The 15,777-nt window shown below is 42.5% G+C and carries 12 protein-coding genes; 9 read left to right on the top strand and 3 right to left on the bottom strand.

The window, feature by feature from the left end; all coding sequences use genetic code 11:
• Nucleotides 1-70 precede the first annotated feature (70 nt).
• Nucleotides 71-652 (top strand): alpha-ribazole phosphatase, encoded by a 582-nt coding sequence (cobC, locus tag DKT75_RS02230; RefSeq protein WP_158278780.1) that lies wholly within the window; start codon nucleotides 71-73, stop codon nucleotides 650-652.
• Between the two features lie 6 nt (nucleotides 653-658).
• Here the strand turns inward: cobC and DKT75_RS02225 are convergent, their stop codons facing one another.
• Nucleotides 659-1,720 (bottom strand): glycosyltransferase family 4 protein, encoded by a 1,062-nt coding sequence (locus DKT75_RS02225; RefSeq protein WP_109821802.1) that lies wholly within the window; start codon nucleotides 1,718-1,720, stop codon nucleotides 659-661.
• A 187-nt stretch (nucleotides 1,721-1,907) separates the two neighbouring features.
• On the opposite strand from DKT75_RS02225, the gene DKT75_RS02220 reads away from it, so the two are divergent.
• The 8 genes from DKT75_RS02220 to DKT75_RS02185 all read left to right on the top strand — a co-directional run bounded on the left by DKT75_RS02220 (nucleotide 1,908) and on the right by DKT75_RS02185 (nucleotide 12,765).
• Nucleotides 1,908-2,936 (top strand): Fe(3+) ABC transporter substrate-binding protein, encoded by a 1,029-nt coding sequence (locus DKT75_RS02220; RefSeq protein ID WP_109821801.1) that lies wholly within the window; start codon nucleotides 1,908-1,910, stop codon nucleotides 2,934-2,936.
• Between the two features lie 81 nt (nucleotides 2,937-3,017).
• A complete protein-coding gene (locus DKT75_RS02215) occupies nucleotides 3,018-4,649 on the top strand; it encodes an ABC transporter permease (protein WP_109821834.1) in 1,632 nt (543 codons plus the stop codon).
• On the top strand, nucleotides 4,646-5,686 hold the full coding sequence (locus DKT75_RS02210) for an ABC transporter ATP-binding protein (RefSeq protein ID WP_109821800.1): 1,041 nt from the start codon (nucleotides 4,646-4,648) through the stop codon (nucleotides 5,684-5,686). The genes DKT75_RS02215 and DKT75_RS02210 overlap by 4 nt, the downstream gene beginning before the upstream one ends.
• Nucleotides 5,687-5,805: 119 nt before the next feature.
• Nucleotides 5,806-8,475 carry a DNA gyrase subunit A gene (gene gyrA, locus DKT75_RS02205; protein ID WP_109821799.1) on the top strand — a complete coding sequence of 890 codons (2,670 nt, stop codon included), beginning with the start codon at nucleotides 5,806-5,808 and terminating at the stop codon, nucleotides 8,473-8,475.
• A 27-nt stretch (nucleotides 8,476-8,502) separates the two neighbouring features.
• Nucleotides 8,503-9,588 (top strand): 3-phosphoserine/phosphohydroxythreonine transaminase, encoded by a 1,086-nt coding sequence (gene serC, locus DKT75_RS02200; RefSeq protein ID WP_109821798.1) that lies wholly within the window; start codon nucleotides 8,503-8,505, stop codon nucleotides 9,586-9,588.
• Nucleotides 9,585-10,712, top strand: a complete 1,128-nt coding sequence (gene pheA / locus DKT75_RS02195) for a prephenate dehydratase (RefSeq protein ID WP_109821797.1) — start codon at nucleotides 9,585-9,587, stop codon at nucleotides 10,710-10,712. Before serC ends, pheA begins: the two co-directional genes overlap by 4 nt.
• 9 nt (nucleotides 10,713-10,721) lie before the next feature.
• Entirely contained in the window at nucleotides 10,722-11,588 is an 867-nt protein-coding gene (locus tag DKT75_RS02190; protein ID WP_109821796.1) for a prephenate dehydrogenase, read from the top strand.
• Nucleotides 11,589-11,769: 181 nt separating this feature from the next.
• Nucleotides 11,770-12,765 (top strand): hypothetical protein, encoded by a 996-nt coding sequence (locus DKT75_RS02185; protein ID WP_146201306.1) that lies wholly within the window; start codon nucleotides 11,770-11,772, stop codon nucleotides 12,763-12,765.
• A 140-nt stretch (nucleotides 12,766-12,905) separates the two neighbouring features.
• On the opposite strand, the gene secF is transcribed toward DKT75_RS02185, so the two are convergent.
• Nucleotides 12,906-13,841 (bottom strand): protein translocase subunit SecF, encoded by a 936-nt coding sequence (secF, locus tag DKT75_RS02180; RefSeq protein ID WP_109821794.1) that lies wholly within the window; start codon nucleotides 13,839-13,841, stop codon nucleotides 12,906-12,908.
• Nucleotides 13,842-13,847: 6 nt separating this feature from the next.
• Complete coding sequence (gene secD / locus DKT75_RS02175; RefSeq protein WP_109821793.1) at nucleotides 13,848-15,716, bottom strand: protein translocase subunit SecD; 1,869 nt, start codon at nucleotides 15,714-15,716, stop codon at nucleotides 13,848-13,850.
• Between the last annotated feature and the right edge of the window lie 61 nt (nucleotides 15,717-15,777).

Here is a 15,777-nt window from a genome sequence, read left to right as displayed (position 1 = left end):
TCGAATAACCTTTTAGGATGAAGGTGCTGTTTGGCACCTTCATAAAATTATAATTATGTCCGAAACTACCATGATTACTCTACTTCGCCACGGTGAAGTGGAGTTGGGTAATGTCTTTTGTGGAAGTACCGATCCAGCTCTAAGTGATACGGGTTGGTCGCAAATGCAAAAGTCGATCGAAGACGAAGAAAGTTGGGATAAAGTTATTTCGTCACCCTTGCAACGTTGTGCTGAGTTTGCAGAATCTTTAGCTGCTCAAGAAGAGTTGGAATTTATTACTGATGAACGTTTTCAAGAAATAGATTTTGGTGACTGGGATGGCACTTCTCCGCAAGATATTTTAGAAGAAGACCCAGATACGTTAAATGCATGGTGGAAATCACCAACAAGAGTTGTTCCACCAAATGGTGAGGCATTTTTGGATTTTCGTAGCCGTGTATTAAAGGCTTTTCATGAAATCTCTGAAAATAACAAAGGCGGTAATGTCCTACTAGTGACTCACGCAGGCGTTATTCGTGTTGTTCTAATGTATATCTTGGGTATGCAGGATGAGAATCTATTTAGACTCAATGTCGACTATGCAAGTATTAGTCGTATTCGTTTATATAGTGATGAAACAGGTGAGTGGGGAACTTTAATCTCTCACACCTAAGTCGTTCTAGCTATTGTTCGAGAGTGTAATCCATTCTCGACAGATGTTTTCTACCGAGAGGTGACTAACTGACTCTTGAGCATTTTTACTAAATTGCTCGCGTAGGTTCTTATCATAAAAGAGCTTATCTATAGAGTCTGTTAGTACCTGTTGGTTGTCCATTTCGATTAGTAAGCCGTTTACGCCTTCTTTAACAATCTCCCGTGGTCCTGTTGGGCAATCCGTCGAAATCACTGGGCAAGTTAAAGATAGCGCTTCAATCAAGACCATAGGGAAGCCTTCCGCGCGACTCGATAACGTCATAAACTCCGCATTTTTCATATAAACAAACGGGTTTTTTAATCTACCAAGTAAGTGGACTTTCCCTTCCATGCCTAGCGCTATGACTAGTGCTTCTAGTTCTTCGCGTAACTCACCATCGCCTAAAATAATTAAATCACATTCTTGCTGTGTTTTTGACTTAGCAAATGCAGTGATCATCAGGTCAAAGTGTTTTTGGTAAGTTAAGCGACCGACTGCAATAATAAACTTTCTAGGGTGCTCAAATGGCACTGATGCAAGTTGGCGAAGTTCTTCAAACGGAACAGGGTTGTAAATTCTTCCCACATTAGTCAGTTTGAGTTGGGTACGCAGTGTTTCTGCAATGTCGTCTGACACTGGTGCGACTAATTTTGCTCGTGGATAAATCCAACGTACAAGTTTTTGTTCTGTAGGGCTAAGGAAGTTAAAGTCGATATGTAGTGACGCAATGGTTTTTCTAGATGCGAGAACGGCAGGATAGTTCGCGGACTCCATGAAACCAAAAATATGGTCAAACTTACTTTCTTTAAATAACTGTTTAAGTTTGTAAGCACGCTTTAATAAGTTAAAAGACTTACCAATAAACCCATTTTTACTAGGGCAATTCAGGTCGACTAATTTCCCACCAAATTCATAGTCAATATCATTACCCTCAAACACAATAACGGAGACGTCATAATCCTTAGCAAACCCCTGCGATAGCGTTGCTACAACACGTTCCCCACCGCCGGAGCTAAGCGAGTTGATTATTAGAGCTATTTTTTGCATTAAGTGGGCCTGCGATTTGCTTATGTTTATTTTGGGTTTATAGGAGCTTAATCTAATGTATTTTTGTCAGTGACGCACCTTTTGGCTGATAGATGACACTTATGAATTGATAGAGTGATAAAGTTATTGCGAATCCTTTGCATTTACATTAGCATTAACTCAATCGAAAATTAATGGACTACCCAATATGAAGTTCTTCACGCTTACAGCGATTGCTGGTTTATTGCTTGCTAGTGCAGTTAGTGTTTCTGCAGATGAAAAGGAAGTAAATCTTTATTCGGCACGAAAAGAAAACCTGATTAAGCCTTTACTAGAAAAGTTTACAACCGAAACGGGCGTAAAGGTTAATTTAGTGACTGGTGGCGCTGATACATTATTAAAGCGTTTAAAGTCTGAAGGTGTAAATAGTCCCGCTGACTTATTAATTACTACAGACGCAGGTCGTTTGTATCGTGCTAAAGAAGCAGGTGTGATCCGCGCTGTTGAGTCTGACGTGCTAGATAAAATTGTACCGACTAACTTGCGTGACCCAGAGTCTTATTGGTTTGGTCTGTCTATGCGTGCACGCCCAATCTTTTATGTGAAAGGTAAGGTAGATCCATCTGAGTTATCTACTTATGAAGCATTAAATGATGATAAGTGGGAAGGGCGTGTTTGTATTCGTTCTTCAAGTAATATCTACAATCAGTCTCTTGTGGCGTCAATGATTGCGTCTGATGGTCTTGAAAAGACTCAAGAGTGGGCGAATGGTTTTGTAAAAACGTTTGCTCAACCACCAAAAGGCGGTGATCGTGACCAGATCAAAGCAGCAGCAGCTGGAATTTGTGATGTAGCCATTGCTAATACTTACTACTACGGTGGTATGCTAAATAGTAATGACGAAGAACAAATTGAAGCGGCTAATAAGCTTGCCATTTTTTGGCCAAACCAAGGTGAAAATGATCGTGGTGTCCATGTAAATGTTAGTGGTATTGCGATGACTAAAGCGGCAAAAAATGTTGATAACGCGAAGTTGTTAATGGAGTTTTTAGTTGGAGTAGAAGCTCAGGCCTTCTACGCTCAAGTCAATAATGAGTACCCTGTTAGAGAAGGTGCTGAGAGTACTGAAACCCTGAAAAGTTGGGGTGAATTTAAAGCTGATGAATTAAATCTATCAGTATTAGGTGAAAACAACTCTGATGCAGTAAAATTGATGGATCGCGCTGGCTGGAAGTAATCTGGCAAGCTATATAAGCCCTCCAAAGAGATTTGGAGGGCTTTTGTTTATTTAAAGGTTAGGCTTTTAGTGGGCTCTTTGATGGGTATAAGAACATGGTGGGTTGTCGGTATCGCATTAATCATGGCGTTACCTGTCCTCGTGGTCGCTTCTTTTGTACTTGAGCCTTTTAACGATAATTGGCAGCACCTGCTAGATAACCTTCTAGCTGACTACATAACTAACTCATTACTCCTTATGTTAGGTGTGACTGTTGGTGTGCTTAGTATGGGAATTATCTGCGCTTGGTTAACGTCTACCTGTGAATTCCCAGGGCGTCGTGCTTTGTCTTGGCTATTACTCCTGCCATTGGCAATTCCTGCTTATATTATCGCCTACACCTATACGGGTATTTTAGACTTTGCTGGTCCAGTGCAAAGTCAACTACGTGATTGGTTTGGTTGGCGTTACGGAGACTATTGGTTTCCTGAGATTCGCTCACTAACCGGTGCGATAGCAATGCTATCTCTGGTGCTTTATCCCTATGTTTATATGATGTCTAGGGCTGCTTTTTTGGAGCAGTCGGTTGCTGTTTTAGAAGCGAGTCGAACATTAGGGTGTACACCATTTCAAGGCTTCCAGCGTGTCGCGTTACCTCTAGCAAGACCTGCAATCATTACCGGTTTATCGTTAGCACTAATGGAAACACTGGCCGACTACGGTACGGTGCAATACTTTGGTGTAAATACATTTACCACAGGGATTTTCAAGTCATGGTATGGCTTGGATGACAGTGTCACTGCTGCACAATTATCAACATTGCTGCTGAGTTTTGTCGTCGTTTTGATTTTCATGGAGCGCTATTCAAGACGTCATGCACGTTTTCATAGTACTTCTAATACTGAAAATCGTGGTCAGCGTTATAAGCTAAAAGGGTGGAGTGCTTTTTGGGCAACATTTGCCTGTGTGTTACCCGTATTATTTGGTTTTATTGTGCCTGCTGTGCAGCTTTTATATTGGACATTGAACAATGCCGACTACGCATTAGGTAGTGAATTCTTTTCACTGGTCTTAAATAGTCTTTTATTGGCAATAGCAGCTGCATTTGTTGCAGTGAGTTTGGCATTACTATTGAGTTACGCTAAGCGTCTGTTAAAAACACCCACCGTTAAAGCGAGTGTCGCTGTTGCATCAATAGGTTATGCCGTGCCGGGTACTGTTATTGCAGTTGGTGTGTTATTACCATTCGCATGGATAGATAACACATTGGATGCTTGGATGCGTTCTACGTTTGATGTTTCGACGGGTTTGCTACTTTCAGGGACCATCTTCGCCTTAATATTTGCTTACACAGTGCGTTTTTTATCCGTGTCTGTTCAAGCGGTTGATGCGGGTTTGAGTAAGATAAAACCGTCAATGGATGATGCGGGACGTAGTTTGGGGCTTTCGCCTTTCGGAGTGCTAAGAAAAATACATCTGCCTTTAATGAAAGGAACGGTATTAACTGCGTTGTTGTTGGTGTTTGTGGATGTATTAAAAGAGTTACCTGCAACACTAATACTGAGGCCTTTCAACTTTAATACCTTGGCGGTAAGATCTTATGAAATGGCATCAGATGAGCGCCTTGCAGATGCGGGAGCACCATCGTTGATGATTGTACTGGCCGGAATTATTCCCGTTATATTATTGAGCCGAGCGATTGCTCAAGCACGTCCTCAGGGAGCTAAAAAATGAGCGTACTAACGCTAGATAAAGTGTGTGTCGCTTTCGATAGTAAAAGAGTATTGGAAGATATTTCACTACGTTTGGATGACGGTGAAATTGCCTGTTTGTTAGGGCCTAGTGGTTGCGGAAAAACGACTTTATTACGTTCTATCGCGGGCTTTCAAGTATTGCAATCGGGTGAGATTCATTCAGGCGCTACGGTATTAAGTACTTCTAACTTCACTGCACCGACTGAGAATCGTCAAATTGGAATGGTGTTTCAAGACTTCGCTTTGTTTCCACATTTAACGATTGGGGATAACATTTGTTTTGGTATTCGTCACCAGTCTAAGTCTGATAAGCGTCAGCGTTTAGCTGAGTTGCTTGAGTTGATAGGTCTCGTCGGTTTTGACGGCCGCTACCCTCATGAGCTTTCGGGTGGTCAACAGCAACGAGTTGCACTTGCTAGGGCGATGGCTTCGAAGCCGCGTTTGCTGCTGCTGGATGAGCCATTCTCTAGTATGGATGTTGAGTTGAGAAGTTCATTGGCGAAAGAGATTCGTTCGATTTTGAAGCATGAAGGAATTACTAGTGTCATGGTGACGCATGATCAGCATGAAGCGTTTAATATGGCAGACCGTATTGGAGTATTGAGTGCGGGTAAGTTATTGCAGTGGGACGATGCACAAACGCTTTATCATCAGCCTAAAACAGCCTTTGTGGCGCACTTTGTGGGACGAAGTGATTTTCTTCAGGGTGAAATAGTTGAGCAGGGTGTGAAGACAGCACTTGGCGTTTCACCATTGCGTGAGCAACAAGCTTTTAAACTGGGGCAGCAAGTGAATGCGTTGATTCGCCCTGAATACCTCAAAATTGATAAGCAGTCACCGATAAAAGCAGCGCTTATCTCAAGACAGTTTAGGGGTGGTTTCTATTTGTATGTGCTGCGTTTGACTTCTGGTGAATCTGTGCAGTTATTACTGTCCTCATTGATGCAATATGAGTTAGGCGATACCGTTGGATTGGCCTTATCTGCTGAACATTTAAGTGTCTTTGAAAGTGAGTGAAAAACAAGTCTAAAAAGTATCTTGTCAGGCGTCTATAATAGCCATCAAAATGCGCCTTTTTGTCACAGTTCTGTTATAATTATAGAGATATAATTTAGGAAGAGTCGTCGACAAAAATTATGGCTGAATTCGCGAAAGAAATAATACCAATTAATCTTGTAGATGAGATGCGTAAATCCTATTTGGATTATGCAATGAGCGTTATCGTTGGGCGTGCTTTGCCTGATGTACGTGATGGTCTCAAGCCAGTTCACCGTCGTGTTTTATACGCAATGAGCGTGTTGAATAATGACTGGAACAAGCCTTATAAAAAATCTGCACGTGTTGTCGGTGACGTAATCGGTAAATATCACCCGCATGGTGATACCGCTGTTTACGACACGATGGTTCGAATGGCCCAGCCATTTTCGATGCGTTATACGCTCATCGATGGTCAGGGTAACTTTGGTTCGGTTGACGGTGATTCTCCTGCCGCGATGCGTTACACCGAAGTGCGCATGTCTAAAATTGCACATGAGCTTCAAGCTGACCTAGATAAAGAAACGGTTGATTTCATTGAGAACTATGATGGTTCTGAATCTGAGCCAGCAGTTTTCCCTACACGCCTTCCGAACCTATTAGTTAACGGTTCTTCTGGAATTGCGGTAGGTATGGCGACGAATATTCCGCCACACAACATTACTGAAATCATTAACGGCACACTAGCCTTAGTTGATAACCCAGAAATGGATATTAATGACCTAATGGAATACATTCCAGGTCCTGATTTTCCAACAGCAGGTGTCATTAATGGTGCTGCGGGTATCACGTCTGCTTATCACACAGGTCGAGGTAGTATTCGTATCCGTGGTGTCGCTGATTTCCAGCAAGATAAAAATGGTCGTGACCAAATTGTTGTGACTGAACTTCCTTATCAAGTTAACAAAGCCCGTCTGATTGAAAAGATTGCTGAGCTAGTTAAAGATAAAAAGATGGAAGGGATTTCTGAACTTCGCGATGAGTCTGATAAAGACGGAATGCGCATGGTTGTTGACTTGAAGCGTGGTGAAGTACCTGAAGTGGTATTGAACAACCTTTACAAGCACACTCAAATGCAGGCGAGTTTTGGTATTAATATGGTTGCGCTGATTGATGGCCTACCAAAACTATTAAACCTTAAAGAAATCCTTGCAGCATTTATTCGTCACCGTCGTGAAGTAGTGACTCGTCGTACGATATTCTTGTTAAGAAAAGCGCGTGAACGTGCGCATCTTTTAGAAGGTTTGGCGGTTGCGCTAGGCAGTATTGATGAGATCATTAAGACCATCAAAGCTTCTGCTACGCCAGCAGACGCACGTGTGGCGCTATTAGCTAAAGCATGGTCTCCTGAAATCGTTCTTGAGATGTTATCTCGTGGTAACTCGACGGATGCAAGACCCGAAGATTTACACGTTCGTTTTGGTCTAAAAGATGATGGATATTGGTTGTCTGAAGCTCAGGTAACGGCGATATTAGAGTTACGTTTACACCGTTTAACAGGTCTTGAAAAAGACAAGATTCTTGATGAGTACCGCGAGATATTGGTGCGCATCATCGACTTCTTGGATATCCTTGGAAGTCCTGAGCGTTTGTTAGATGTTATTCGTAATGAGCTCATCGAAACACGTGACCAATACGGTGACGAGCGTCTGACTCAGATCAATGCGATAGGTGAAAACCTAGGCATGCAAGATCTTGTACCTGAAGAAGATGTTGTTGTTACGCTATCTCATTCTGGTTACGCAAAAGCACAATCGGTTGATGTTTATCACGCACAGCGTCGTGGTGGTCGTGGTAAGGCAGCAACTAAGATGAAAGATGAAGACTTCATTGAGAAGTTATTCATTGCGAGTACGCACGATACGATTCTGTGCTTCTCAAGTCGAGGTCGCTTGTACTGGTTGAAAGTTTATCAGCTACCGATGGCTAGTCGTACTTCACGTGGTTTGCCAATGGTTAATTTATTACCGTTGCAAGAGGATGAGCATATCCAAGCGATATTGCCGATTCGTGAATATGAAGATAATCGTTTCATCTTTATGGCTACGCAAAACGGTACCGTTAAGAAGACAGATCTTAAGGCATTCTCAAATCAACGTGCTTCAGGAATCATTGCAATCGACTTGCGTGATGATAACCAACTAGTTGACGTAGCGATTACTGATGGTAATAGCGACGTGATGATGTTTACCAGCAATGGTAAGGCGATTCGCTTCAACGAAAATGACGTGCGTGGCATGGGTCGTACAGCGGCTGGTGTTCGTGGTATCAAGTTGGAAGAGGGTGCGACAGTTAACGCACTGATTATTCTAGATGAAGGTCGTCTATTGATGGCAACAGAGCACGGCTTCGGAAAGCGTACTGAAGTTGACCAATTTACCCCGCAGAAGCGTGGTGGAATGGGTGTCATTGCTATCCAAACGTCTGATCGTAACGGTAATGCTATCGGTGCGGTACAGGTTAAGGATGATGACGAAATCATGATGATTTCTGACGGTGGCACACTGGTTCGTACATCGGTTAAAGATGTGTCAGTGACTGGTCGTAATACACAAGGTGTTACCTTGATTAAGTTGGGTAAGGGCGAATTACTTACTCAGGTTGAGCGTATTGCAAAGATGGCCGGTGAAGATGATGAAGAGCTACTGGACGAAGACGGAAATGTCATCGAAGTGCCTGAGTCGGAAGAAGGTGATGCTGAAGTAACGACTGAAACGTTGCCAGAATCATCCTCTGACACACCTGAGCAACCTTCTGATATTGAAGAATAAGCATCGAGATACCCGAAAGGATTAGTTATGAGTCGTTGTTACAATTTTAGCCCTGGGCCTGCTGCTTTGCCTGAGTCGGTTCTTGAGCAGGCACGTGATGAAATGCTGGATTGGCGTGGCTCTGGCATGTCAGTTATGGAAATGAGTCATCGCGGTAAGGATTTCACCGCGATTTCTGAAAAAGCAGAGGCTGACTTTCGTCAGCTGATGCAAATTCCAGATAATTACAAAGTGTTGTTTATGCAAGGTGGTGCAACGGCTCAAACGGCAATGGTTCCGATGAACTTATTGCGGTCTGGGCAAAGTGCTGACTATATAGATACGGGTATTTGGGCGCAGAAGGCGATTAAAGAAGCGAACAAACTAGGCGCGAATATTCGTATTGCGGCGACTAGTGAATCAGATAACTTCATGAAAGTACCAAGTTTCGACACTTGGGAATGTGATAGTGATGCGGCCTACTTGCACTATGTTTCAAATGAAACGATTGCAGGTGTTGGTTTTAACTGGATACCTGAAACGGGTGGTGTGCCACTCGTTTGCGATATGTCATCAGACATTATGTCACGACCTATTGATGTATCGAAGTTTGGTGTCATCTATGGCGGTGCACAGAAAAATATTGGACCAGCAGGTATTACATTAGCGGTTGTTCGCGATGACCTCATTGGCCATGCTGATCAAGCGATTCCATCGGTGATGGACTACGCTGTTGCAGCTAAAAGTGGCTCTATGTACAACACGCCACCGACTTACAGTTGGTATCTAGCAGGTTTGGTGTTTGAGTGGGCATTAGCAAAAGGTGGCCTAGCGGCTATTGATGCTTTAAACCAAAAGAAAGCAGCTAAGTTGTACGACTATATTGATAACTCATCTTTTTATAGTAATGTGGTTAGCCCAGAAAGTCGTTCGTTAATGAATGTTACTTTTCTATTGGCAGATGACTCATTAGAGAGTGAGTTTATTAAGCAAGCTGTTGATAACCAATTGGTTAATCTAAACGGTCATCGCCTATTAGGCGGTATGCGAGCAAGTATTTACAATGCGATGCCAGAAGCAGGTGTAGATGCACTGATTGCATTTATGAAAGAATTTGAGCGAGCTAAAGTATGAGTGATCAAGGTGACACGCCGAGTGCAAATGCCGGTAAGACAGTTATTGAAAAATTAGGCGGTATTCGCGACCGTATAGATGCAATCGATAACAAAATTCTGTCATTACTCAGTGACCGTGCAGCATGCGCGGAAGAGGTTGGCGAAATTAAGCGCGGCGCGGGTGAGGAGAACATTAAGTTCTATCGTCCAGAGCGAGAAGCACAAATTTTACGTCGTTTAAAAGGTTTGAATAAAGGGCCTTTAGCTGATGAGCGTATTACTGCAATCTTTCGCGAAGTAATCTCTTCTTGCTTGGCACTAGAGCAGCAAATTAATGTTGCTTACCTTGGTCCTAAGGGTACCTTCACTGAGACTGCTGTGCATAAGCACTTTGGTCAAGGAGTAGGTAGTTCACCATTTAATCAAATCACTGATGTGTTCCGTGAAGTTGAAGCAGGTACCGCCGATTATGGTGTTGTACCTATTGAAAACTCTACCGGTGGAATTGTTTCTCACACATTAGATAGATTTGTAAGCTCATCATTAAAAATCTGTGGCGAAATCCACTTGATGATTCATCAGAATTTGATGTGTAAAAATCAAGATATGTCTGGTGTGACTCGAATTTATTCTCACGAACAGTCATTAATGCAATGTCGTGATTGGCTTGCGCGTCACTATCCTGACGTGGTTAAAGTGCCGGTTGCTAGTAATGCTGAAGCGGCACGTTTAGCATCAGAAGATCCTCATTCCGCTGCTATTGGTGGTGAAAATGCGGCTAAACAGTACGCGTTGAATATTGTCTCGCCACACATTCAAGACTCTGCAAACAACATGACTCGTTTTTTGGTCATTGGTAAAGAAGAGATCCCAGCAAGCGGTAATGACAGAACATCTTTATTGATATCGACTAAAAACCGCGCAGGTGCTTTGTACAAGTTGCTTGAACCGCTAGAGCGTCATCACTTAGATATGACTAATATTGAGTCACGTCCTGCGCCAGATACACATTGGGGTTACTTCTTCTTTATGGATATTGATGGTCATGTAAGTGATGCAGATATGCAGCTAGCATTAGCTGAACTTGAAGGCGAAGCTGAGTTAGTGCGTGTATTGGGTTCTTATGCAAAAGCTATTCTGTAATAACTGGATATGATTAATAAACTGGTTATATTTGGGGTGGGTTTGATTGGTGGATCACTAGCGTTAGCGTTACGTGAAGCCAATTACTGCAAAACGGTAGTCGGCTGTAGCCGAAATATTCAAAATTTGGACAAGGCCGTTGAGTTAGGTGTCATTGATAGCTATTCACTTGACCCTGTCGAAGCGGTGAAAGGGGCTGATATGATTTTATTAGCAGTCCCAATGGGTGCAATGGCATCTGTACTCGCCTCGATTCATGGTCACCTTGAGCCTGGTGCAGTAGTTACTGATGCGGGTAGTGCAAAAGGGAGTGTGGTTTTAGCCGCTAAATCGGTATTTGGGACAATCCCAGATTATTTTGTCCCTGCTCACCCTATTGCAGGACGTGAAAAAAGTGGTGTCGAAGCAGCGATTGTTGATCTATATGTCGATCACAAAGTTATCGTTACACCACTGCCTGAAACTAGTGCTGAAGCAGAGTTAAAAGTCACTGAAATGTGGCAGGCTGCTGGGGCAAAAGTTGAAAGTATGGATGTAGAGACGCACGATCAAGTGCTTGCTGCTACCAGTCATTTACCCCATGTTGTAGCGTATTCTCTAGTCGATACCCTGTCAAAATCAGATGCTTCAGATGCTATTTTCCAATATGCGGCTGGTGGCTTTAGAGACTTCACTCGTATAGCTTCAAGCGACCCGACCATGTGGCGCGATATCTGTTTAGAAAATCGTGACGCGATATTGACCTCACTTGAAGAGTTGCAGGAAAACCTGCAAACACTACATGAGCAGATTTCAAGCTCAGATAGTGATGGCATTATGAAAACATTTACACACGCAAAATCCGTTCGTGATGCGTATATGAAGAACCAATCTTAAAAAAGCATAAACATAAAACTATGCTAATCTAGGTACTCATTACCTAATTAAGTGTCATCCGTGTCAGTTATCTTACTGCGAATCTAGCGCTGCTTAAGTTGAGTAGCTGTTAGTTCGTGTAGGGTTTAATTGATTCTGATAGCCTTCAAATATTATGAAATCATTGATCAGGCAGATTTTTTTGTTAATGTGGTTAGGCGGGTTTATTATCGGCTTGCTTAGTATTGCAGATTATTGGGAGTATGAATTTAAAGCGCCTGATGTCGATGCGATGTTAACTAATCGCTTGAATACTGAAACCCTAAAAACGTCACTAGAAGCAGCAATTGCCTCGGAAGACTATGACGAAGCGCGTTCTCTTATCGAGATTGGCCAAAATTATAATCACGCGTTAAATTACCCAGCTTACCAGCAAGTTATTAATCAAAGAGATACTGCTTCTTCACGCTTAACTAAGCAAGTAAGTGGTTTTGCTGGAGGCTTTTTATCAGGTAAAGCTGAAACTGCGGCGGGTGTCGCAGGTGCATTAACTTCCGACTTTACAGTTGTCGGTGATCTACGTGACTTAAACGAGCAGTACTCACGTTATCAGCAAGGCTTACCGGTTAATGAGTTGGTCGCAACATTAGCTGGGGTAGGGGTGGGTTTGACAGCTGCAACGGTCGGTACTCTAGGTGTCGCGGCACCTGTTAAGGTTGGAACATCAACGTTAAAATTGGCTACTAGAATGAATCGATTAACTCGAAGTTTTCGCAATGAGTTAATGACGGTAGGAAGTCGTGTATTCAACTGGAAGGACTTTTTAAAACAAGCAAAAAACGCTGATTTATCGAGTATCTCTCGTATTGCAAAGCAGTCTTATAATCCAGCAGCTGCTCGTCAGATTGGAGTAATCGCGGAGCAAGCAAATGGTATCCGTAAAAATACGTCGATGGCTGACAGTATTCAACTACTAAAATATGTAGAGAATACGCGTGACTTGAATCGTGTACACCGACTCAGTCAACGCTATGGTATTCATACACGAGGCGTACTTCGTTTATTGGGTAAGACAGCGGTAAGAGGCGTTAAAGCATTAAGGATAACCTTAGAGCTTCTTATCAGTATTCTGGCGACTTTCTTTTCTGCTATGTTCTTTGTTGGCACAATCGGTGGTAGTAAAAAACCTACTACGTAATTGTAATAAGTTATGTTAAATAATATGTCCAAGCTGTTTCTTCTATAGTTTTATTTCTAAGATGATATTTTAAGCAAAAAAATAGGGCGCTCTGTGAAGAGTGCCCTATTAGTTTCTAAGCTTTAAGTAGAAGAGGGATGTTATGGAATAGCATCCAACTCTTCATCAATTTCATCATCCTTAGCAGGTGGTAGAAGCGCTTCACGCGTCACACCCATAACTAATAGTGAGCTACTTGCCACATAGATAGATGAGTAAGTACCAATCACGATACCAACAAGCATAGCGATAGAGAAGCCATGAATAATCTCGCCACCAAATATAAACAGTGAAATTACAACAATCAACGTTGTTAATGATGTTACCAATGTTCTTGATAGTGTCTCATTGATTGAAGTATCAATTGATTCTTCGGTATTTACCTTCCTAAGTTTCAAGAAGTTCTCACGAATACGATCAAATACAACAATTGTATCATTCAGTGAGTAACCGATAATCGCTAGAACAGCCGCCAATATGGTCAGATCAAACTCAATACCTGTTATCGAGAAGAAACCAATCGTCACAATGACATCATGTACCAGTGCGATAATGGAGCCAACTGAGAAACGTAATTCAAAACGTAGTGCGATATAGATCAAGATACCAGCCAGAGCCAGTAACATTGCAATACCACCTTGGTCTCGTAGTTCATCACCAATTTGAGGACCTACCGACTCTACACGACGCATTTCAACGTTAGGTTCTACTGCGCGTAAAGCCTCAAGTACGTTGACGCTTACCTCAGCAACCTTATTAGTACCTTCTTGCTCTGGTAGACGAATCAATACGTCCTGAGCAGTACCAAAAGGTTGAACCGCAGCATCAAAACCTGCTTTAGTCAGTGTGTCACGAATATTAGTGATATCCGCTGCTTTTGGATAAGCAACTTGGATAACCGTACCACCCGTGAAATCAACACCAAGGTTAAGGCCACGTGTCAACAGAGAGCCAAGTGAGACTAAGATTAAAAAGGCTGAGAAGACGATCGCAATCTTCCGCTTGGCCATGAAGTTAATATGCTTTTTTAAGAACATTGGCCCTTACCCTATGTTTAGTTTTTCAACACGGCGTTTGCCGTATATCAAGTTGATAAGTACACGTGTACCGAAGATAGCGGTAAACATCGATGACAAAATACCGATTGCTAACGTGATCGCAAAGCCCTTAATTGGGCCTGTTCCCATACCGTAAAGTACGATTGCCGCAATAAAGGTTGTGATGTTCGCATCAGTGATTGTAGAGAAAGCTTTCTCATAACCTGCATAAATAGCACTTTGCGGTGCAGTTCCATCACGCATTTCTTCTTTAATGCGCTCATAGATCAGTACATTGGCATCAACAGCCATACCAACAGTCAGTACGATACCCGCAATACCCGGTAACGTTAGTGTTGCCTGTAGTAATGAAAGTACAGCAACAATAACCACGAGGTTAAGTGTCAATGCAAGGTTCGCCACGATACCAAAGGTACGATAGTAAACAAGCATGAAAATCAGAACTGCAATAAAGCCGTAAATAACTGAGTTGAAACCATCGTTGATGTTATCTGCACCAAGGCTGGGTCCAATTGTACGTTCTTCTACGATGTAGATAGGAGCAGCAAGTGCACCCGCACGCAGTAACAATGCCAAGCTACTAGCTTCTTTCGCAGAGTCTAAGCCAGTAATTTGGAAGTTAGAACTAAGCTGCTCTTGGATACGAGCAACGTTAATCACTTCTTGCTTCTTAACCGTGTTCTTAACAATCTCGCCATCAGCGTCACGACTAATTTCAGTTTTGTTCTCAATGAACACAACACCCATTAGTTTTTGAACATTAGCACCAGTAGCACGCTCAAACATGCGAGCACCTTTACCATCTAGCGTAATACTTACAGCGGGTTGCTGGTTTTGGTCAAATGTAGCTGATGCATCAGTAATGAAGTCACCCGTAAGCATCACTTGACGCTTTAGAAGGATAGGGTTTCCGTCGCGCTCTTTGTAAAGCACATCACCGATAGGTACACGTTTATTTGCTTCAGCGTCAAAGGCATTATTGTCTTCATCAACTAAGCGGAATTCTAGAGTCGCAGTAGCACCCAGAATTTTCTTAGCTTCAGTAGGGTCTTGTACGCCCGGTAATTGGACAACAATACGTTCTAAACCTTGCTGTTGAATTATTGGCTCAGATACACCAATTTCATTCACACGATTACGTAAGGTCGTGATATTTTGCTGGAGTGCTAATTTCTTAACACCTGCAAGGTTATCTACCGTAATCTCAGCCTTTAGCGCAGTACCTTTTTCAACATCTACTTGAGTGAACTCAAGTTGGTTTAGGTATTGCGTATTTAGTTCTTTCAGACCTGCATCTAACGTTGCTTGGTCTTTAAATTTAATGGTCAAGCTGTTATCAGCTTCGCGAGTCACACCAAGATATTTGATGTTCTCTTCACGCAGTTGGACTTTAAATCCTTCCTTGTAGCGCTCTACTGCCTTATCAATTGCTTCGTCCATATCCACTTCCATCAAGAAGTGAACACCACCACGAAGGTCAAGACCTAGGTACATTGGTTCTGCACCAAAGCCTGCTAACCAAGACGGAGTCGTTGGTGCGAGGTTTAATGCAACCGTGTATCTTTTACCTAATGTCGCTTTTACTGGGTCAACCGCTGCAAACTGAGCGCTAGTATCAGCAAAGTGAACCATTAGCTCGTTGTCTAGTGTCTCCACCTTTTTGATTGCGATGTCCGCATCGTTTAGGCTTTTAGTAATATTTTCAACTTCAGAACCAGTAAATGTTTCATTGGTATCAACAAGCGTAATTTGGAGTGCTGGGTTCGATGGGTATAAATTAGGTACGGCGTAAACCATACTAATTACACACACTGCAAGCAGTAGTAAGTACTTCCAGGTTGGATTTTGATTCATTGTTATAATCCGCTTATGCAAAAGCACTGAGAAATATCAGTGCTTCGTGTGATCGTTAATT

Source organism: Leucothrix arctica (assembly GCF_003172895.1).
In the GTDB taxonomy this organism is placed as follows: Bacteria; Pseudomonadota; Gammaproteobacteria; order Thiotrichales; family Thiotrichaceae; genus Leucothrix; species Leucothrix arctica.
The sequence above is the reverse complement of the archived record's forward strand: the minus strand, read 5'-3'. Positions and strand labels throughout refer to the sequence as shown.

Excerpts from the sequence above, each read along its gene's own strand:
- cobC (WP_158278780.1), top strand. The coding sequence starts at position 71 with ATGATTACTCTACTTCGCCACGGTGAAGTGGAGTTGGGTAATGTCTTT.
- DKT75_RS02225 (WP_109821802.1), bottom strand. The coding sequence starts at position 1,720 with ATGCAAAAAATAGCTCTAATAATCAACTCGCTTAGCTCCGGCGGTGGG.
- DKT75_RS02220 (WP_109821801.1), top strand. The coding sequence starts at position 1,908 with ATGAAGTTCTTCACGCTTACAGCGATTGCTGGTTTATTGCTTGCTAGT.
- DKT75_RS02215 (WP_109821834.1), top strand. The coding sequence starts at position 3,018 with ATGGGTATAAGAACATGGTGGGTTGTCGGTATCGCATTAATCATGGCG.
- DKT75_RS02210 (WP_109821800.1), top strand. The coding sequence starts at position 4,646 with ATGAGCGTACTAACGCTAGATAAAGTGTGTGTCGCTTTCGATAGTAAA.
- gyrA (WP_109821799.1), top strand. The coding sequence starts at position 5,806 with ATGGCTGAATTCGCGAAAGAAATAATACCAATTAATCTTGTAGATGAG.
- serC (WP_109821798.1), top strand. The coding sequence starts at position 8,503 with ATGAGTCGTTGTTACAATTTTAGCCCTGGGCCTGCTGCTTTGCCTGAG.
- pheA (WP_109821797.1), top strand. The coding sequence starts at position 9,585 with ATGAGTGATCAAGGTGACACGCCGAGTGCAAATGCCGGTAAGACAGTT.
- DKT75_RS02190 (WP_109821796.1), top strand. The coding sequence starts at position 10,722 with ATGATTAATAAACTGGTTATATTTGGGGTGGGTTTGATTGGTGGATCA.
- secF (WP_109821794.1), bottom strand. The coding sequence starts at position 13,841 with ATGTTCTTAAAAAAGCATATTAACTTCATGGCCAAGCGGAAGATTGCG.
- secD (WP_109821793.1), bottom strand. The coding sequence starts at position 15,716 with ATGAATCAAAATCCAACCTGGAAGTACTTACTACTGCTTGCAGTGTGT.